This window comes from Bacillus sp. PK6-013, assembly GCF_054161445.1.
The window spans coordinates 1,575,546-1,594,760 of record NZ_CP096417.1 but is presented as its reverse complement, the minus strand read 5'-3'; the positions used below and the strand labels follow the sequence as shown (position 1 = coordinate 1,594,760).

Sequence of the window (19,215 nt, the reverse complement as noted above, 5' to 3'; positions counted from 1 at the left end):
ATCCCATTTTTTTAAGCGCCTTTAGCCAGATCATATCTAAATTGTTCAGTTCATTCAAAGTTATTGATTCATACCGGGATAAGCCGGGACAGCAAGATGTCTTATAGAATGAGCAGCATATAAAAAAGAACCCCTCAACAAGCAAAAAATTGGGAGCTCTGTTTGTCTTTTTGTAAATCGAAGTATTTTCTAATCATTCATTATTATTCTTTATTTCTCAGCTTCATCGTCATACTGTTTACACCCTCAAAAACAGCGTCCCGTATGATTTCAGTGTAATTCTCATAACTGTCGCTTTTGGCTTTAATGATATCTAAAACTTGTTTAAATTGTCCATCTATGATAATCGTAATGCCTTCGACCTTTTCACCTGTCTGATCATTCACAAATTCCTCATTTAACATGGTTACCGTATCATTACTATTCATAAGACACTCTCCTATCTTTTTGAAAATAAATTTTTCCCTTTATGATTGATCCAATACTTTTGATTTGTAGGAACTAGATTTGTAAAGTCCTCATAAATTCCGATCCAATGATTCGGTACATATTCTTCATAAGATGCTGGCTCTGGGTATATGGAATACAACTTTTTTTGACCAAAATCTAACAAATCATCGGCTGGCTATTTATATTTATGTTCGGCTGCTTTTTGAAGTGTGGCTTCGATGTGGTCCACTAATTTTTCTGGTCTTCTCGTTTCCATGTCTTCTAACGGGTTATCCCAGTCTAGATTTTTTATTAACAGCATATAAAAGGTGCCTGAAGGATCAATATCTATATACCAGCCGACATCTAAAGTCAAGCGGCTTTCTTTATGCTCCAACTGCAATAATGATGACGTAAAGTTGAACCAGTCATCACTGTCTTCCTCTAACTGATCTGGATCGATATCAATTAGTTTATTATAAGAGACAGTCCATCCTTGAGGAACTCTCAGACGTAAATAGTCAGGAGGGCCTTCAAAAATAAAAATGTTCCCTCCAAATGCCGCCGCTTCTATTTTCCAAATGATCCGTTCCAATTCGTCCACTAACTGCCGGCGATCTTCAACATTGATTGTGTCAATCGTTTCTCCATGATTGTCACAAATATGTATAAGATAATCATCATGGCCTTTAATGATTTTGACCGCAGCATGATATCTTTGTTTTTCTAATTCTATTAATTTGGTATTTGGTTCAACTGTTTCTTGTGTGACGGTTAAATCATGATATTTAACGAACCAGCCGCACGGTATATTTATAGGTTCTAATGATTTTATGGAATTAGACAAATCGTTCACTCCTGATTTTCTATTATAAACTGTTGATTTGTTTTCTGCTATATCTTGTATTTCTGCTCAGGGATTTCCTGTAACTCTAAACTTTAAACATCCTTTTCTAATTTGATAAGTTCTAATTCACTAAGGTTAATAAAATAGGAGAGCTGTAGTTAATTTTGTATTTGTAATTCCTTTAATATCTTTTTCCTCAAATCACTCGCAATATCTCCATTTATGTAATCGTCCAGCAAAGAATTTATTTTCTGAATATAATTATCTGCATCTTCTATACATTTTTCAAAACAGTCAATAAAATGATCCACTAATGTGTCATCAACTAAAGTAATTGGTTCTGGGTAATATTTAACCCCTTCTCGTTCAAATGCTTTTTTACTAGTGTATGCAACTGCATCAATCATACAGTTCCAAGCTGCGACATCTATTTCATTATCTGACATCTCTTGAATTATAGTTATACCATTTTTCTCATTATCCAATAAATCATAAAGAATATCCCCAATATCATTTTTATCGTTTATCCACTCCCAACATTTTTCTAGAATTTCCTGGGCAAACATTTGGTCTTCCTTTCGGGAAAATACCGACGAAACTTTTTCTGAAAGCCCAAGAAAAAATATTACTTTATCGTCTTCTGTGAAACGATCGAAGTTTGTATCAGTCATCATTTTAACCTCCAACTAATCAATATCCTTTTCATTTTTAATCTTTAGATTAAGTCACAGTTTACCTTAATGCTTTCATCAATTTCCTTCCGATGTTACAAAGACTTTCAACGTTTTTGAGGCTTTGTAGGGGTCAAGCGCGTATTCACGATGGTGTTTTGCCGTTTTTTGCGATTTGATATTTTATTAATATCATCGTCGAGTGTCCAATCCGTAGCTTGGATATTCAGCTTTCTTATTTCTATTCTAACTATTAAGTAAAAAATCTTGAAAAGCATACAGCTAATCAAGACTTGAAATTGATTATATTTATTTTTTCTTATTCGTTGCTACTAGATGGGACAAAGACAATAAATTCCCCTTTAGGATATGTTCCCTTCCAACCGCAAGGCCATCCGCCTTCTTTATATATCTCAAAAACCTTTTCATAAAAATTATTTGTTTTTCCATTGACCAACCGATTTAAAGCACACATTGTGAGGTCTCCTTCAATCTCCTCATGAATATCTACATAATCAAACGGAAGAAAATTTTCAGAGTAATTTTCATAGTCACCGAAATACTCGTATAATTCATCCTGCTGAGTAGCTAAGTCTAAATCGTATATCTTTTCTACAATATTTTCAGTTCCTAATGACTTAACATTCTCCCACACTGTATCAACTTCATTTAAATCTTGTGACCAAGCAAAATTTTGCGCATCACTAAAACTATTGATTACTTGCAAATTAGGTACATTAAAGTTCTTACTGAAAAACATCTTGTTATTACGAATAAAGCTTATTACTTCTTCGACTAATGGAGTGTTCTTACCAAAATCCATTTAGATAACCACCTTTCCCATAATTCTTCAGTTGTTCCACCGCCTCTGTTCCAAATAGGGAGCTATGTGTCAGTACTTAACTATTTGCATTAGATGACTGACGGAGGTCCAGTTCAAACTGCCGACACTAAAATACAAAGGACAGTGTCCACAAGCTCTCCTGCTTGGAGCAATCATCATGCTCGTCTTCTTGTCTTTTATGTATGACAAATTGAAATATGAATAATTTTATTTCTTTTTTCAACCATTCACATTAAGAAACCTTGAAAGCTATTGCCAATCAAGGTTTCTATAAAACATATTTTACGTCCCGTCATAACCCGTACAATAAAGCCTTTCGAAAATAGGAATTACTGTTTTCTTAATCAAAATCCATGGTCAAAGTCTATTTCATACAAATCTACCCATTCTATAAAAGTCGGCATTGATTTAGTTCTAATAAACTCATTAATTATCCGGTAAGCTAAACACGATCCACATAACTGCAAGACGGAACCTTCATTGGCTCCCCACCTACTAAATGTTCCACCGTTTCTATTTCAACATTTTTATTCATTGGAACTAGGTAGTCTGGATGTCTCATTATAAAGAAACCATATGGTTCATCATAGAAGAAAATTAACCATTCATCACAGCCCTCTACTTCAAGACATGAATCCCCGCTTCCTTGCTTCCAATAATCCTCGCCTTTTTCAAATACAATACTTCTTATAAAATCATCATTCGGATTTTCAATTGGTTCTTCAACCGGTCCATTATACGTGATCATATTAATACCACCTTATTTGGCAGCCTCAATATTAAGTAAAAAATCTTGAACGCTCTTCCTGGAAACTTTCTCCTTACTGTCTTTTTTCAAAAATTTCAAAAAGGCTTTTTCTTTTTGGCCTGGATTTTTAGATAATAAACTAAAGTGACTGTGAAATTCCTCAAATAACTCGTAAGAATCAATAGATTCGATGGTTTCAGGTAAATACTCATCTTTCTGATATTTATATGCTTTGTAAATTGTATAAGATATTGCATCAGCAATACATATCCAAGCATCTAGAGCATCTTCATTTGATTCAAGCTGCATTAAAGTTAAAATCCCTGTGTCATCTAAATTTTCCAGGTAAGTATAAAGATCGTCTGCTTCTATATTCTTGTGTTCAAGCCACTTCCAGCAGGCATCTAGTGCTTCTTTTATATAATTGAAATCATTTGATTGTTTTAATGTAGGAACTATCGCTTCACAAAGTCCTAAATAATATGCAGATTTTAAATCATCATTCAATTCTTCCCATTCTTGAAACATCTACTACACTCCTCAATTAAATATATTCACCATTTTTAATAACTAAATTCAATCTTCCGTTCGGCTTGATTCCTTGAATAGTCTCAGAAGTTACTTCTATCGTCAGATTAGGAAACATCTCACTAAACTGCTTAAATACTCCAGCTGGCACATTCGGATTATTTAGCCCTTGAATACAGGTTGGACAAACCCCTTTAGGATTAGATTGGTGAATTTTTAATGTTCCTGTTATTTCAGCAGGATTTTTTCCTAAAGCTTCTACTTTGCTTATAAAGTCATTTAACACGCCTTCTTCAGCATGTCTTGTTGCACTTGCGATTTTTCCTGGAGATTTGATAGGTCTATCTGGCATTACTGAGTCTAAATCAGGAAGCCCGGCTTCTTTTCTGACTTTAGGCGATCCACCCTCAAACACTAAATTTTCCAAACCTTCCACATCTGTCTTTCCAACCGCAACAGTGTCAGTTTTAGGAACATTCCATTTTTGGCGTAGAACATCTAAATCAGCTTTTCCAACATCTATTTTACTCCCAATCCTATTGGCTCCCTTACTGACGTTCCCCCCACCACTCACCATCTTCACAATCCCAAGCTCTTTCACCGGCGTTTTCTCAACATTCACGCGGACAATTGGGGTGCCGATGCGGTGGCCTGTTGTGGAGGCCGGCTGTTCGACGTAGACGCGGACGTTTGTCGGAACTTGGAAGGATTTCACCTTTTCAAGGATGTTGTTTCCTTTTTGTACCAGCGCCGCTTTTGGCGATTTCGCGAGCGGAATGTTTTTGCCGGCCGTTTTGGCCAATGTTTGAGCGCCGTGGTTTGCCGTTTTTGCGACAGCACCTGCACCGACGAGACTCAAGGCTGCTTCGATCAGGCCTTGTTTCCGCCTCTCCTCAGAAACTTTGTTTCCAAACATGTCCTTGCCCGTGACGGCTTCTGAGAACCCATTTGAAGCGACAAGGCCGTAGGCGCCCATTTCCGTCATTTTCAAGACGTTCAACGTTTTTGAGGCTTTGTAAGCGTCAAGCGCGTGTTCAGCGGCGATGAGTCCTTTTCCTGTTTTATAAATGGCTTTGCCGCCTTTGAAGGCTCGGCCTGCCCACCCTACGATCGGAATAAATCCTGCTGCCGCCATTGCTCCGGCGGCGACACGCTGGCCGTCTGTCAGCTTTTCTCCTGTGACCGGGTCGACGCCGTCAGCGGCTCTCTTATAATCATAATACCCGCTGACTTCTCCGACAAATGTTCCGGCTGCGTCGAGCGCTTTTAAATACCAAGGCTTGTTCGCTTCTTCTTCTTGTTTTTCCTGAAGCCTGCGCGCTTCTGCCTGTTCATTTTTGAATTCAATATAATTGGCGGCTTGATTTTCGACGTCTATCGTATTTTTATAGATCTCGCTTGAGTGGAACGATTTCAAGCTAAAATACATCGGCGAGGCGGTTTTTCCGTGGCTTGTAGCTTCCATTAGCCCGGAATATTTGCCGAGCACGGCGCTGTCGAGCGCTTGTAAGTTTGTGTATTCGGTCTTGAGCGATTCATCCAGCTGATTAACGGCGTCGATGGTGTTTTGCCGAGTTGTTTGCGCTTTAGACATTTTATCAATATAGTCATCGAGCGTCCAATTGTCCAAGTCAACGATATCGCTGATACTCGCGATGATTTTATCCATTTCCAACTTGAGCCCCGAGACGATTTCCGTCGCTTTCAAATCAGCGTTTTTCAGTTCATGATCCAAAAAAGAGATTTCCACATAAGAATCGGACAGCTTTTTGTCCTTTATATCACCTGATACACCTTTAAAAAAAGCAATCTGCGCTTCAACAAGCTTTAACCAACTGTCTACAATCTCTGCCTGTCCTTTGTAGAAGTCTTTAATGTTGTCCGCACCTTTCCCCTGAAAATCTTCACCTAAATCAGCGACGCCAAGAAACGCTTTTTTGAGCGTTTGCAGTTGATCCTCAAAGGTTTCGTATTGTTTCTTGCGGTTATTCGCTGCTTCAATTAAAGAATGCGCTTCAAATACTTTCATTGAATTGTCCTCTCTAACCTAAGGGCTATTTTCTGGCGATTGCTTTGTCCTGCTCTTTCAGCAAATCGACATTTTCCTTCGTATCCTTTATGTTTTTGTGTACGGCTTTTTTGTAATCGGCCACCATCTGATGTATGTTCTGCTCGCGTTCGTGGCACTTTGTCACATATGTCAATTTATTTTTCCCCGCAGCTTTCGGAGGATTTGGCAGGTCTAGGGCATCGAGCGCCTCTCTTACGGCCTCCAGCTTTTTGATGACCGCTTCATGTTTCAGCTTGATTGTCGTCATTAAAACCAGCTCCAACTGTTTTTGATTGAGCGGAGTTTATCGCTCAACTGATCAATCGCTTTTTCTCCGAGAGAAAGCAAATGATCCGCCTCTTTAGCTGCCGCTCCCGCCAATTCAAGGCTGTGTTTTTCAATTTCCAGCGCGAAAATTTTTCTCTCCAGCTGTGAAATATAGCCTTCGTACTTTCCGTTCACGATGTTGTACATTGATGTATGAGCTTCATCCCGTTCGTCATCAAAATCATTGGCGAAGTCCCCCGTCCAGTGGCTGTTCAGGTGAGGGTGCAAGATTTGTCTGATCTCGACTATCCCGGTTTCGTGTTCTTTCTCAATCTCCTTTTTGGCTGTTTTGACTCGTTCAATCCGGCTTTCTACATCAGCCAGCTTTTGGTTAATCGTGCTGTGGATATGATTCAATGTGCTCTCATGACTCATATGATTCACCTCAAGAAATACTCAAATAGACGGATGTCACCAGTGCATCCGCTGCATTTTCTCCATTTATATAATAGTAAAATAGATGCAATCTTACTTAAATAGGGTGGAATGCTTATTTTTTCCCTTGCAAAGATGAGTTCAGTCTTCAGAAAAAGTAATAAAGACCTATTACCGATAGACGCCGCACCGTCATAAAGGACGAAATCACGGATGCTGAAACAGTTCAAATCACCCTTTCGAGGTGACTCCTCGTCAAGCAAGATCACCCATTTACCGAAAACAGAAAAAGGATTCGCACAAAAGCTCTTATCAAAGCTTTCATTGCGAATCCTTTTGGTGATGAAACGGTTTTAACCTATTTAATCTCCGACACCCATTTTGCCATATCATCAAGCTTTTCCGCCGGAACCAGTCCTCCCGGCATTCCGTTACCGCCTTTTTCAATCTTTTCTTTAATCGCACCTGTATCCATCCGGTCCCCGACGCCCTTCAGTTTAGGTCCTGATACACCTTCATAATTCTCGCCGTGGCAGGTTACACAGTTCGCTTTGTAAATTTCTTCAGGCGAGGCATCCGCTTTGTCTTCTTGAGCTGTTTTATTCCCTTCGCCTGCAATTTCTTTTTCGTCATAAAGGCCTTTTATGGATAAGATAAAAACCAGTCCTATGCCCATAATGGCGATTAATAAAAATGGTATCAATGGATTGCGGTTCATTTTACATCCCCCTTTTTAATTTACCCCTGCCCCTTATGTAAACAATTCTAATTCTACTTTAATTTTACAAAAAGTAAACCAATTATGAAACAAAAGCTGATGAAGTTCACATTTTAGACAAAATAACGGATGATGAAGCAATTGTTCATTTTCCATTTAAAGACCAGTTTTTGAATACGGTTACAACAATAATTATAAAGGGCTTTTCCTTCGATCTCAAGGTTATAATGACTCAAAATGCACTTTTGGATATTTGCAAATTCGAAAGAAATTAAGTAAAATATAATCGGGTTACCAATAATAGCGCTTTCATTCTGTCGTGAAAAAAAGAACGGATCTCCTGACCCGTTCAAGTTTATTCGAGAAAATCTTTCAAGCGTTTGCTTCTGCTTGGATGTCTTAATTTACGAAGTGCTTTAGCTTCTATTTGACGAATTCGTTCTCTTGTTACCCCAAATACCTTACCAACTTCTTCTAATGTTCTTGTACGACCATCATCAAGGCCGAAGCGAAGGCGGAGCACATTTTCTTCACGGTCTGTCAATGTATCCAGTACATCTTCAAGCTGTTCTTTCAGCAATTCATATGCTGCATGATCTGACGGAGAAGTCGCTTCCTGATCCTCAATGAAGTCTCCCAGATGTGAATCGTCCTCTTCACCGATCGGAGTCTCGAGTGAAACCGGTTCCTGGGCGATCTTTAGAATTTCACGGACTTTTTCAGGCGTCAGATCCATATCTTCCGCAATCTCTTCAGGCGTTGGCTCGCGGCCGAGATCCTGAAGGAGCTGCCTTTGAACACGAATCAGTTTGTTGATGGTTTCAACCATATGAACAGGAATCCTGATCGTTCTCGCCTGGTCGGCAATCGCTCTTGTAATCGCCTGTCTGATCCACCATGTCGCGTATGTGCTGAATTTGTATCCTTTGCGGTAGTCAAACTTTTCTACCGCCTTCATCAGGCCCATGTTTCCTTCCTGAATAAGGTCAAGGAAAAGCATTCCGCGGCCGACATACCGTTTTGCGATGCTGACGACAAGTCTCAAGTTGGCTTCAGCCAGCCGGCGCTTCGACTCTTCGTCGCCTTCTTCGATTTTTTTCGCGTATTCGATTTCTTCTTTTGCAGACAAAAGGTTTACCCGTCCGATTTCTTTCAGATACATGCGGACAGGGTCGTTTATCTTAACGCCCGGAGGCACGCTTAAATCGTTAAGGTCAAATTCTTCTTCGGCCTTGGCCAGCTGTTGAATATTAGGATCCTCATTTTCTTCGTTCTCGCTAATTAATTCAACGCCTTGTTCTCCTAAAAATTCATAATACTCATCCATTTGGTCTGATTCGATCTCGAAGCTGGACATGCGCTCTGCAATTTCTTCATATGTGAGCACTCCGCGCTTTTTTCCGGCTTCTGTTAATTGATCCCTCACCTGTTCAAATGTGAATTCAGTTTCGGTCTCGTGTGCTTGTTTATCAGCCATTCATGGATCCCTCCTTCCAAAACTTACAGACGAATTCTAAAAGCATCCCGCTTTTTTTGTTCCTATTTCACGAATAAAGCCTTCTCTCTCATCTAGGGCTTCACGGGAAAGCAAATCATAAATTGACAATATATGATTAGGACAAGCAGCTTTTGCTCCTCCGTTAGGATTCATTGCCAAAAGCTTTTCCTATTATATATAACGGTTTATTTCAGCGAACGGTTCAGCTTAACAATTTCCTGTGCCAAAGTTGCCGCTTTGATGAAGTCTTTTTGCCTCTCGGCTTCCGCCCTTGCAGCTTCTTTTTCTTTTATCATTGACCAATTTCGATAATTCAACACTTTTTTTACATAATCAGATAATTCCGCTTCACTTAATTCTTCGTTCACCTGAAGCATTAAGATATCTGTCAGAAGCTGACCGAGTTCCTGATCCTCAACTCTCTTAAAGAGCTCCTGGATGGAAATGTCCGCTCCTTCTTCATACATGGCGTACAAATAAGCGGCAATCGCGCGGTGCTGATCAAGGTTGAATTCAAAGCCCACCCGGTCTAAAACCTTTCGAATGACGTCCCGGTCATGAATCATGTGAGCCAGGAGCATCCGCTCCGCGTTCTCATGAGCCGGCCGAAGACCTGTCTTTCTCCGCGGGGCGCGCGAAACGGCCGCCTGCCGCTCTTTTGAGTCCTGACGGCTGCTTTCCCTGCTGCGGCTTACAGCCTGCTTTTCAAATACGGAAAGCTGATCCTTCAAGGATTCAAATGAGATTGAAAATTCATTTGCCAGCTGCTTGACGTATATTTCCTGTTCCAAAGGTCCGCTGAGAAGGCTGACTTCCTTCAGTACATCGTTGATATAAGCTAAACGGTCTCCTTCATCAGACAGGTTTCTGCCCTTGCGGAAATAGTTCATTTTAAACGTCATCATCGTAACGCTGGCCCCTATTACATCATTCTTAAATTTCTCGCTTCCGAATTTTTTGATGTAGTCATCGGGATCCAGCCCGTCAGGTATCATGGCCACCTTGACGTCGCAGCCTTTTTTCTGAAGAATCTCCGCCGCTTTCAGCGTGGCTTCATAACCGGCATGATCCGAGTCATAGCACAGTATGACCTCTCCGACATTTCGCCTGATGATTTTCGCATGCTCTTCTGTCAGCGATGTGCCCATCGTGGCGATCGATTCTTTCACACCGGAACTGACGGCTGAGATGACGTCGGCAAATCCTTCAAAAAGGACGGCCCTCTCTTCTTTTCGAATGTGAAGGCGGGCCTGATGGAAATGATAGAGAAGCTTGCTTTTTCGAAAAAGCGGCGTTTCCGGGCTGTTCATATATTTTGGCTGCTCCCCGGTGAACGTCCTTCCGGAAAAAGCGACCGTTGCGCCGTGATGATCATGAATCGGAAACATAATCCTGTTTCTGAAACGGTCAAAATAGCCGTCACCGTTCTCGCGTCTGATGATGAGTCCAGCTCTTTCCATCAGCGCAAGATCAAAACCTCTCCGTTCCAAAAACTTTGTGATGAAATCCCATGAATCAAGGGCGCATCCGATTTCAAACTGCTCGATCTGCTCCATCTCAAAGCCTCTTTCGAGCAAATAATCGAGCGCTTCCTGGCCTTCCTTTGTATTGACCAGCAAATGATGATAAAATTTCTTTAACAGATCATGAGCTTCCGCCATTTTCTGTTCATCCGAACTGCCTGTGCTGTATGCTGATACAGCCGCTACCTGCTCCGGCAGATCTATTTGATATTTGTCCGCCAGGTGAGAGACGGCCTCCGTAAATGAATAACCTTCCATTTGTCTTAAAAATGAAAAAACATTCCCTCCCGCTCCGCAGCCAAAACAATGAAAAATCTGTTTTTCTCCGGAAACGGAAAAAGATGGCGTATTCTCACCATGAAAAGGACAAAGCCCAAAATAATTACGCCCCTGTTTTCTCAACTGGACGTACTCTCCGATAACTTCTACGATATCAGCTGATTTTTGCACCTGTTCTACAATTTCGTCTGGTATACGATTGCCCATGTTCCAACACTCCGTCGTACATAATTCGCTGCTTAGTACGTAAATCCTTCAATTTTCGACAAGATTTTTTGCAGCTCTTTGACAAATCGCTCTCGGTCTTCCTTGACCAGTTTTTTCGGGCCTTTCGTGTAACGTCCGCTTCTTCTCAATTTTTGTGCGACGTGACGGCGGAAAAGAGCATGATCGATGGAGTCCTCTTCGAAAAGATAGCCTCTCTCCGACATCACATAGACCTTTTTGCCAAGCAAAAGTGATGCCAGCCCGATATCTTGTGTGACGACGACATCACCTGGTCGAACATGGTTGGCAATGTACAGATCGGCTGCTTCTTTATGCGGATCGACATATGTCCAATTCTCTTCTTCTTTCCTTGTGACTTGAAAATGCTCGAATGAAGCCACGAATATGACCTTTACGTCGAAATCCGCCGCTGTTTTGAGCACTTCATCTTTCACCGGGCATGCGTCTGCATCGACAAAAATCGTCCTTTCTTTTTCAAGAAGACTAATTCTCCATCCCTCCATCAATCTCCTGCTATAAATACAGGCAAAATCACACAGGTTTCAAAAATAATCGATCTATAAGAATTTGTCGAAAGTTTTTTTCGGGAAATTCTTGACACGATACCCATAATAGTTTATTCGTTCTGTACTAAGCTTAAACCTAAAAGTTAATTATTTTATCACAATTTTTTATTATAATACAAATGGGTTAAAGATGCTAACATTTTCACTTTTCCCAAAACCATCAAAGCAAAAACCCAGGATGGGGTGTCCTGAGTTTTATTCTTAGACCCTTTTTGTCATCATGTTGTGAATAATGTTGGCCGTTTCCTCTACCGCTTTATTTGATACGTCTACGACATTGCAGCCGATGCGGCCGACGATCTTTTCAAAGAACTCCAGCTCTTCTTTGATGCGGTTGATATTAGCGTAAATCGCTTTGTCGTTGAGGCCGAGCGATTTCAGGCGCTCCTTGCGAATATGGTTCAGCTTATCCGGGCTGATTTTTAACCCGATGCATTTAGCCGGATCAACGGTAAAGAGCTCTTCGGGAGGATCCACCTCAGGAACGATCGGAACGTTTGCCACTTTTAACCGTTTGTGCGCCAAGTATTGGGATAACGGAGTTTTGGACGTTCTCGACACGCCGATCAGCACGATATCCGCTTTTAAGATGCCCCTTGGGTCTCTGCCGTCGTCATATTTTACGGCAAATTCGATGGCCTCTACCTTCTTAAAATAATCTTCGTCCAGCTGCCGGACTCTGCCCGGCTCGTATTTCGCGCTGAAGCCGTAGACCGTCTCCATTTTCTCAATCAGCGGGCCGATGATATCGTAATACACGACATTCGCCTTTTCCGCTTCGGCGATTAAAAAATCACGAATCTCCGGGACAACAAGCGTAAAACAGATGATGCCTCCGTCCGCTTCTGCCAGCGAGATCACTTCTTTTATTGTTCCGCGGTCTTCGACATAAGGAATCCGCCTGATGTTTGTCTGCTCGGATGAACCGTTAAACTGGCTGATAGCCGCCTTGACTACGAGCTCAGCGGTCTCGCCGACAGAGTCTGATACAACATAAATCGTCCGATTACTCATGATATCCCTCCATTTGAAGTTCACTCTACATGATTTCATTTTCAGATAAGCCGACTAAAATTTTTGTCATGTTCGTTTTCGTAATTCTTCCCACAACTTCATAGCCTTTTTCTGTATCTTTTACAACAGGCAGTGCGTCAATTTGTTTTTCGATAAGCATCTTGGCAATGTCCAAAATGAAATCGTCGCGCCTGCAAAGCGTAATGTTCGGCATTCTCGTCATAATGATATGGACGGGTATTGAAGGGAGCTCCTGTTTGCCGATGCTGGCTCTGAGCAAGTCTTTTCGTGAAAGTACACCGACTAAGATGGCATTATCATCAACGACAAAAAGCGTTCCTACGTCCTCTAAAAACATCGTGCAAATCGCATCATAAACGGAGACATTTTCATGAATGACCACCGGAATGGACTGGAAGTCTTTCACCTGCAGCTTTTTCAGCTTATCAGCCAAGAGCTGCGTGCCCGTCTTTCCCGTGTAGAAATAACCGACCCGCGGCCTTGCTTCCAAAAATCCTGACATCGTCAATATCGCCAAGTCCGGACGAAGCGTAGCCCTTGTCAGATTCAGCTTTTCCGCGATATGTTCTCCGGTAATCGGTCCGTTCTCTTTGACAATCTGCAAAATATGCTCCTGACGTTTATTTAGTTCGATCGTACTCACCACCTTTAAGCCGAAGCTCACAATTCGTTCGTTATGTATAAAAGTCGATAACATATTATAACGCATATGAAGACTAAAATAACAGCAATTACAATTGAATTCTATGAAAAAGACAGGCACAATTTGACAAGGATGTGAAAAATCAATTTGAGCAAAAAGACGATTGCCAGCTTGTCAGCAACCGTCTTCTGCGGTGTTTATTTTACAATGATGGCATTGATGTTTGCAAAAGATCGGATCAGCTCCGCCAGGCTTGCCATTTGCGCCAGGCGGTTCGCTTTTAATCTTTCATCTTCGGCATGGACCATCGTGTGATCAAAATAAGCTTCGATCGGCTCTTTTAGCTTGGACAGCTCACTGAAGGCTCCCTCATAATCTTTTGCTTGGTAAAGGGTCTCTAATTGCTGTCTGCACGCCTCATAAGCTTTGAAAAGCTCCTCTTCTTGAGGGTTTTCAAACAGTGACGCGTCAATGGCGTTCGTTTCGCTCTTTTTGCTGATCGAAATAACCCTTGCCAGCGCTTCAGCCGTTTCTTTAAATTCCGGTTTTGCTGCAGCCGATTCAAGAACAGCGGCTTTTTTGACAGCCGAATACGGCTCAAGGTTCGAGCTTTCGAGCACGGCATCCACCACATCGTAGCGGATGTTTTCCGCTGTTAATACGTATTTGAGGCGCTGTTTAAAGAATTCGAGCAGTTCGCTGTTTGCTTCCTGTCCGGCAAACGCAGCCAGTTCTTTGAATGAAATGCCCCAGTTCCGGTCAAGCAGGATTTGGACGATGCCGCTCGCCTGTCTTCTTAGTCCATACGGATCCTGAGATCCTGTCGGAATAACGCCGATTTTAAAGAATGAAGCGACCGTATCGAGTTTATCCGCTAATGCGACGACGGCGCCGACGATTGATGAAGGTGTTTCCCCTCCGGCTTGTCTCGGCATATAGTGCTCATTGACAGCGAGCGCCACTTCTTCTTTCTCCCCGAGCATCCGCGCATATTTTTCACCCATGATGCCCTGCAGCTCAGGAAATTCGTAAACCATGTGTGTCACAAGGTCGAATTTTGAAATGTGCGAAGCGCGCTTGATCAGCTGCACCGTCTCTTGATCCGCACCGATGATTTCAGCGATCCGTTCAGCAACCGCCTCAGTGCGTCTTACTTTGTCTCCAAGCGATCCCAGTTCTTCGTGGAAAACGATCTTTTCGAGTTTTTTCACATTCTCGTCAATGTTTAATTTTTGATCTTCTTTATAGAAGAAGGCGGCGTCTGAAAGCCTTGCTCTCAGTACTTTTTCGTTCCCTCTCGCCACGTTTTCAAGGGCGCGGCTGTCTCCGTTGCGGACGGTCACAAAGTAAGGAAGCAAATCGCCGTTTTTATCTTTGACAGGGAAATAGCGCTGATGCTCTTTCATCGTTGTCACGAGCACCTCTTCAGGAATTGCGAGAAATTCCTCTTCGTAAGAACCGAACAGAACCGTTGGATATTCAACCAGATGGGTAACCTCATCCAGCAGATCCTCGTCTCTCGGAATGTCCCAGGACTTTTCAGCCGCCAGTTCGTCAAGCTGCTTAACGATCAGCTGCTTCCGTTTGTCCGGATCGGCAATCACAAACTGGCTTTCAAGTGCCGCTTCGTATTCAGAAGGTGCGCTCAAGCTGGCTGCTTTTCCGAGGAAGCGGTGTCCCTGTGTTGTGCGGCCGGTTTCGACATGAGCGACTGAAAACGGAACGACTTCACTGCCGAACAGCGCTACGATCCATTTAATCGGCCTGATGTATTTCAAATCTTCGCTGCCCCAGCGCATGTTTTTTGGAAAGTGGAGGCTTGTCACCAAGTCGCCGAGCTCAGGAAGTAATGAAAACGTATCCTGACCTTTTTGGAATTTTTGCACAAAAACATATTCCGTTCCTTTGATGTCTTTAAAATACAAATCTTCCGGACTTGCTCCTTGCCCCCGTGAAAAGCCGATGGCCGCCTTTGTCCATTCGCCGTTTTCGTCAAGGGCGATTTTCTTTGCCGGTCCTTTCGCTTCTTCTGTCACATCGTCCTGCTTCTCCGCCACGTTCTCGACAAGAACGGCCAGTCTTCTAGGGGAGTTATACAGCTTGACGGAACCGAAGGCAATATTTTTTTCCTTGAGCCAGCTTTCCAGTTTTTCACCAAGCTGAGTCATGCTGTCATGCATGAAGCGCGCCGGCATTTCTTCTAATCCGATTTCTAAAAGCAAATCTTGATTACTCATGTGAAGCCTCTTCCTCCTTCAGCATTGGGAAACCCAACTTTTCGCGTTCATCATAATACGTTTTCGCCACTTTTCTGGCCAGATTTCTCACCCTTGCAATATATCCTGTGCGCTCCGTGACGGAAATCGCTCCTTTTGCGTCAAGCAAGTTGAACGTATGCGAGCATTTCAGTACATAATCATAAGCAGGATGGACAAGTCCCTGATCCATCTGACGGTTCGCTTCTTTTTCGTACGTGGCAAACAATTCGAACAGCATGTCGACGTCAGATGTCTCGAACGTATAGACGGAATGCTCGTATTCAGCCATCTTGAACAGGTCTTTTATCGTATAGCCTTTCGTCCATTCGAGGTCAAAGACGTTTTCTTTGTCTTGAATATAAGAAGCAAGGCGTTCAATACCGTATGTGATTTCCACAGAAACCGGTTTGCACTCAAGCCCGCCGACCTGCTGAAAATAGGTAAACTGGGTGATTTCCATGCCGTCAAGCCACACTTCCCAGCCAAGCCCGGCGCAGCCGAGCGACGGATTTTCCCAGTTATCCTCGACAAAACGGATATCATGCTCCAGAGGGTCGATTCCAAGAGCTTTTAATGAATCTAAATAAAGCTCTTGAATATTGTCGGGAGACGGCTTAATGATCACCTGGAATTGATGGTGCTGATAAAGCCTGTTCGGGTTGTCCCCGTATCTTCCGTCCGCAGGGCGTCTTGACGGCTCCACATAAGCGACTTTCCAAGGTTCAGGTCCAAGGCTCCGCAAAAATGTATATGGACTCATCGTTCCTGCACCCTTCTCTACATCATACGACTGCAAAAGTACGCATCCTTCATTGGACCAGTGCTTTTGCAGGGTCAAAATCATTTCTTGAATATTCAAATGAAGCACCTCCATAAAACGTGTTTTCAAGTTTAATTTTTGGCATAGGGCTGGTTTGGGCAGAAAAAAACTCCCGTCCCTATGCTTGTTTGCCCACAAACATAGGGACGAGAGTTCTCCCGCGGTTCCACCCTAATTGCTGAGAGGAAATGTCTCAGCCTCTTTTTTAAAAGTTGCTCAGGGAATGCCTTTCATTACGCTCTCATCCCCGGCTTTCACCGCCCCGGAGTCGCTTCAATGAGGCCGTGCGCAATTACTTCTTTCCGTCAACGCAACGTCATTATTGAATCCAATCTTCATGACATGATCTTATAAAAAGATGAAGAGGTTGTCAACTTTTGTTTTCATCGCCCAGCATCTTTTTCATATTGTCCATTTGTTCCATGAAGCGCCGCGATTTCAGGTAGATCCCTGAGTACTCGTCATAGTACGTCTGTATGACCCTTTTCAGCTCATCCTTCGTCTCCTGTTTAACCGAGACATTTCCGAGCCTTGACAAGTCAAAATAAAAAAACAGCCTCAACAGCCTGGCGGATGCGGGAGACAGCGGTATCCTGTATGGATCTTTCGCAAAACAGCGGTGGCAGATAAAGCCGTTGTCGCGGATCGAAAAATGAAATGTGCCGTCTTTGCTTTTGCAGTGTACACATTCATCCAGCTCCGGATACAGTCCCATCACGCTGAGCATTTTAACTTCGATAAGGTTGGCGATAATGTCGGGATCTGTACCGTCATCGAGCCTCCTCATCGACTGAAGAAGCAGCTCAAATAAAAACGGATTCGGTTTCTTTTCCTCCGTTCCCTTGTCGATTAATTCAGTGATGTAGGCCGCGTATGCTGTTAAAAACAGATCCTCGCGTATATGCCTCATGCTTTCGATCATCTCGCCCTGCTCCAATGTGCCGAGACCGGATGATTTGCGGAATAAAAAAGAAGCATAAAGGAACGGCTGGGAAATCGCTGACAAGCGGCTGTTCGGCTTTTTGGCGCCCCTTGCCAGCACACCGATTTTCCCGTGTTCTCTCGTCAATAGCGTAATGATTTTATTTGTTTCACCATAGTCGTTTGTACGAAGGACGATACCTTCACATTTCGTCAGCATATGTGCACCATCCAAAAATTGGAGGGGTCAAGCATGATCACAAAATTGGAAAGTCAATTTGCGCTAGCTCTTCTTCAAGTACTTCGGGTCTTTCCAGGTTCTCCTTTTCCAATTCTTTAAAAAGGAGGTACGTGTCTACGCTTCCTGTTTGTGAAAATACATTCCAAGTAAAATTCAACATAAAAAGCCCCACCTTTCTGTTTATAACTAGCTTTTTAAACATCCAAATTCTTAAGATTATCTTGACCTTGTATCCTCCATTTCATGTTAAACAATTTTTTCTAATATATCTTTGATTTCGAGAGATTTTGTCACGACTAAACCGCGGTCAAGCTCTGTCCGTTAATACTCGTCTTCTCTAAATCCAAAATCACGAAGCTGAGACATCTTGTTGCGCCAGTCTTTCTGCACTTTAACCCACAGCTCTAAAAACACCGATGATCCGAGCAGCGCCTCGATATCGGTTCTTGCCCGCTTGCCGATTTCTTTAAGCAGGCTGCCTCTTTTTCCGATGACGATCCCTTTTTGTGAATCGCGTTCGACGACGATGGTCGCGCTCACATACACAGAACCGTTTTCCCGTTCTTGAATGGACTCGATCGAGACCGCAATGCTGTGAGGGATCTCTTCCCTTGTCAGATGCAGCACTTTTTCCCGAATCAGCTCAGAAATGATAAATCGCTCCGGATGATCGGTCACCTGGTCACTCGGGTAAAACTGCGGACCTTCCGGCAAATAATCTTCAATTTGCTTTAAAAGCGTATCGATATTATTTCCCTCAAGGGCGGAGATCGGAACGATTTCCTGAAACGGATACCTGGTTCTGTACTCATCGATAAGCACAAGAAGCTCATCCGGATGAATCCGGTCGATTTTGTTGACGATCAAAAATACCGGCGTCTTGACTCCTTTTAAGCGCTCGATGATAAATTCGTCGCCTTTTCCGTAGCCTTCCTCCGCATTGATCATAAACAAGATCAAGTCGACTTCCTTTAAAGTGTTCTGCGCCACCTTCATCATAAAATCGCCCAATTTATGCTTCGGTTTATGAATGCCCGGCGTATCGATAAAAATCGTCTGGGATGTATCGGTTGTCAGCACACCTTGCACTTTGTTTCTTGTTGTTTGCGGTTTGTCGCTCATGATGGCGATTTTTTGGCCGATCACGCGATTCAAAAATGTAGATTTTCCTACGTTTGGTCGTCCGATAATGGAGACAAATCCTGATTTAAAGCTTTCCTGTGTCATGTAAGTCCTCCGATGAAAATGCTCCTGGCAGTAATTCTTGAACCGTCATTTCTTTGATTTGGCCATTCAGATTGGTTAAGATGACAGGCATGTTTGGTGAACAAAGTTCAGAAATCACCTGTCTGCACGCTCCGCACGGCGACACCGGACCCGGCGTATCCGCAGCGACGGCAAGCATCTTAAACGATTTTTCCCCTTCCGAGTAAGCCTTGAACAACGCTGTCCGCTCGGCGCAGTTGCACAGGCTGTATGCAGCATTTTCAATGTTGCAGCCTTTGTACACCTTGCCGTCCTCAGTCAAAAGGGCAGCGCCGACTTTGAATTTCGAATACGGAACATATGCAAATTCCCTTGCTTTTAAAGCTTCTGCAATCAATTCTTGTTTAGTCAATGTGTGTATTCCTTCCTATAGCGGTTATGGTACCGCTAACACTTTTAT

At 42.8% G+C, this 19,215-nt stretch carries 20 protein-coding genes and 1 pseudogene; all 21 read right to left on the bottom strand.

The window, feature by feature from the left end; genetic code table 11:
• Window positions 1–203: 203 nt before the first annotated feature.
• A complete protein-coding gene (locus M1E03_RS08115) occupies window positions 204–428 on the bottom strand; it encodes a hypothetical protein (protein WP_020452227.1) in 225 nt (74 codons plus the stop codon).
• Between the two features lie 197 nt (window positions 429–625).
• Entirely contained in the window at window positions 626–1,285 is a 660-nt protein-coding gene (locus M1E03_RS08110) for a hypothetical protein (protein ID WP_224067291.1), read from the bottom strand.
• A 149-nt stretch (window positions 1,286–1,434) separates the two neighbouring features.
• Window positions 1,435–1,950 carry an Imm6 family immunity protein gene (locus M1E03_RS08105; RefSeq protein WP_231562548.1) on the bottom strand — a complete coding sequence of 172 codons (516 nt, stop codon included), beginning with the start codon at window positions 1,948–1,950 and terminating at the stop codon, window positions 1,435–1,437.
• A gap of 316 nt (window positions 1,951–2,266) precedes the next feature.
• The gene (locus M1E03_RS08100; protein ID WP_023855233.1) at window positions 2,267–2,770 is read right to left on the bottom strand and encodes a hypothetical protein; all 504 of its coding nucleotides are present in this window, start codon (window positions 2,768–2,770) and stop codon (window positions 2,267–2,269) included.
• Window positions 2,771–3,135: 365 nt separating this feature from the next.
• A pseudogene (locus tag M1E03_RS08095) lies at window positions 3,136–3,539 on the bottom strand (hypothetical protein).
• Between the two features lie 12 nt (window positions 3,540–3,551).
• Complete coding sequence (locus M1E03_RS08090; RefSeq protein WP_023855234.1) at window positions 3,552–4,067, bottom strand: Imm6 family immunity protein; 516 nt, start codon at window positions 4,065–4,067, stop codon at window positions 3,552–3,554.
• 16 nt (window positions 4,068–4,083) lie between these two features.
• Window positions 4,084–6,096 carry a ribonuclease YeeF family protein gene (locus M1E03_RS08085; RefSeq protein WP_458110741.1) on the bottom strand — a complete coding sequence of 671 codons (2,013 nt, stop codon included), beginning with the start codon at window positions 6,094–6,096 and terminating at the stop codon, window positions 4,084–4,086.
• A 25-nt stretch (window positions 6,097–6,121) separates the two neighbouring features.
• Window positions 6,122–6,385: a YwqI/YxiC family protein gene (locus M1E03_RS08080; protein ID WP_025811144.1), complete on the bottom strand. Its 264-nt coding sequence runs from the start codon at window positions 6,383–6,385 to the stop codon at window positions 6,122–6,124.
• On the bottom strand, window positions 6,385–6,819 hold the full coding sequence (locus tag M1E03_RS08075; RefSeq protein ID WP_456283340.1) for a YwqH-like family protein: 435 nt from the start codon (window positions 6,817–6,819) through the stop codon (window positions 6,385–6,387). The genes M1E03_RS08080 and M1E03_RS08075 overlap by 1 nt, the downstream gene beginning before the upstream one ends.
• Before the next feature lie 358 nt (window positions 6,820–7,177).
• Window positions 7,178–7,537: a cytochrome c550 gene (cccA, locus tag M1E03_RS08070; protein WP_020452233.1), complete on the bottom strand. Its 360-nt coding sequence runs from the start codon at window positions 7,535–7,537 to the stop codon at window positions 7,178–7,180.
• Between the two features lie 355 nt (window positions 7,538–7,892).
• Complete coding sequence (gene rpoD, locus M1E03_RS08065; RefSeq protein WP_020452234.1) at window positions 7,893–9,014, bottom strand: RNA polymerase sigma factor RpoD; 1,122 nt, start codon at window positions 9,012–9,014, stop codon at window positions 7,893–7,895.
• Between the two features lie 206 nt (window positions 9,015–9,220).
• The gene (gene dnaG, locus M1E03_RS08060) at window positions 9,221–11,044 is read right to left on the bottom strand and encodes a DNA primase (RefSeq protein ID WP_023855237.1); all 1,824 of its coding nucleotides are present in this window, start codon (window positions 11,042–11,044) and stop codon (window positions 9,221–9,223) included.
• Between the two features lie 32 nt (window positions 11,045–11,076).
• On the bottom strand, window positions 11,077–11,568 hold the full coding sequence (locus M1E03_RS08055) for a YaiI/YqxD family protein (RefSeq protein WP_023855238.1): 492 nt from the start codon (window positions 11,566–11,568) through the stop codon (window positions 11,077–11,079).
• Window positions 11,569–11,832: 264 nt separating this feature from the next.
• Entirely contained in the window at window positions 11,833–12,645 is an 813-nt protein-coding gene (locus M1E03_RS08050; RefSeq protein WP_023855239.1) for a pyruvate, water dikinase regulatory protein, read from the bottom strand.
• Between the two features lie 25 nt (window positions 12,646–12,670).
• Entirely contained in the window at window positions 12,671–13,309 is a 639-nt protein-coding gene (locus M1E03_RS08045) for a helix-turn-helix transcriptional regulator (protein ID WP_025804968.1), read from the bottom strand.
• 197 nt (window positions 13,310–13,506) lie between these two features.
• Window positions 13,507–15,546: a glycine--tRNA ligase subunit beta gene (gene glyS, locus M1E03_RS08040; protein ID WP_105981085.1), complete on the bottom strand. Its 2,040-nt coding sequence runs from the start codon at window positions 15,544–15,546 to the stop codon at window positions 13,507–13,509.
• Window positions 15,539–16,426: a glycine--tRNA ligase subunit alpha gene (gene glyQ / locus M1E03_RS08035; protein WP_020452239.1), complete on the bottom strand. Its 888-nt coding sequence runs from the start codon at window positions 16,424–16,426 to the stop codon at window positions 15,539–15,541. Before glyQ ends, glyS begins: the two co-directional genes overlap by 8 nt.
• 331 nt (window positions 16,427–16,757) lie before the next feature.
• Window positions 16,758–17,528 (bottom strand): DNA repair protein RecO, encoded by a 771-nt coding sequence (gene recO, locus M1E03_RS08030; RefSeq protein WP_020452240.1) that lies wholly within the window; start codon window positions 17,526–17,528, stop codon window positions 16,758–16,760.
• A gap of 37 nt (window positions 17,529–17,565) precedes the next feature.
• Window positions 17,566–17,709: a YqzL family protein gene (locus M1E03_RS08025; protein ID WP_003183626.1), complete on the bottom strand. Its 144-nt coding sequence runs from the start codon at window positions 17,707–17,709 to the stop codon at window positions 17,566–17,568.
• Window positions 17,710–17,870: 161 nt separating this feature from the next.
• On the bottom strand, window positions 17,871–18,776 hold the full coding sequence (era, locus tag M1E03_RS08020) for a GTPase Era (protein WP_023855242.1): 906 nt from the start codon (window positions 18,774–18,776) through the stop codon (window positions 17,871–17,873).
• Window positions 18,757–19,167 carry a cytidine deaminase gene (locus tag M1E03_RS08015; RefSeq protein ID WP_020452242.1) on the bottom strand — a complete coding sequence of 137 codons (411 nt, stop codon included), beginning with the start codon at window positions 19,165–19,167 and terminating at the stop codon, window positions 18,757–18,759. Before M1E03_RS08015 ends, era begins: the two co-directional genes overlap by 20 nt.
• Window positions 19,168–19,215 lie beyond the last annotated feature (48 nt).

Coding starts and splice junctions, on each gene's coding strand:
- M1E03_RS08115 (WP_020452227.1), bottom strand. CDS start 428: ATGAATAGTAATGATACGGTAACCATGTTAAATGAGGAATTTGTGAAT.
- M1E03_RS08075 (WP_456283340.1), bottom strand. CDS start 6,819: ATGAGTCATGAGAGCACATTGAATCATATCCACAGCACGATTAACCAA.
- cccA (WP_020452233.1), bottom strand. CDS start 7,537: ATGAACCGCAATCCATTGATACCATTTTTATTAATCGCCATTATGGGC.
- M1E03_RS08090 (WP_023855234.1), bottom strand. CDS start 4,067: ATGTTTCAAGAATGGGAAGAATTGAATGATGATTTAAAATCTGCATAT.
- M1E03_RS08055 (WP_023855238.1), bottom strand. CDS start 11,568: ATGGAGGGATGGAGAATTAGTCTTCTTGAAAAAGAAAGGACGATTTTT.
- M1E03_RS08080 (WP_025811144.1), bottom strand. CDS start 6,385: ATGACGACAATCAAGCTGAAACATGAAGCGGTCATCAAAAAGCTGGAG.
- rpoD (WP_020452234.1), bottom strand. CDS start 9,014: ATGGCTGATAAACAAGCACACGAGACCGAAACTGAATTCACATTTGAA.
- M1E03_RS08105 (WP_231562548.1), bottom strand. CDS start 1,950: ATGATGACTGATACAAACTTCGATCGTTTCACAGAAGACGATAAAGTA.
- dnaG (WP_023855237.1), bottom strand. CDS start 11,044: ATGGGCAATCGTATACCAGACGAAATTGTAGAACAGGTGCAAAAATCA.
- M1E03_RS08100 (WP_023855233.1), bottom strand. CDS start 2,770: ATGGATTTTGGTAAGAACACTCCATTAGTCGAAGAAGTAATAAGCTTT.
- recO (WP_020452240.1), bottom strand. CDS start 17,528: ATGCTGACGAAATGTGAAGGTATCGTCCTTCGTACAAACGACTATGGT.
- M1E03_RS08025 (WP_003183626.1), bottom strand. CDS start 17,709: ATGTTGAATTTTACTTGGAATGTATTTTCACAAACAGGAAGCGTAGAC.
- M1E03_RS08085 (WP_458110741.1), bottom strand. CDS start 6,096: ATGAAAGTATTTGAAGCGCATTCTTTAATTGAAGCAGCGAATAACCGC.
- M1E03_RS08050 (WP_023855239.1), bottom strand. CDS start 12,645: ATGAGTAATCGGACGATTTATGTTGTATCAGACTCTGTCGGCGAGACC.
- glyS (WP_105981085.1), bottom strand. CDS start 15,546: ATGAGTAATCAAGATTTGCTTTTAGAAATCGGATTAGAAGAAATGCCG.
- era (WP_023855242.1), bottom strand. CDS start 18,776: ATGACACAGGAAAGCTTTAAATCAGGATTTGTCTCCATTATCGGACGA.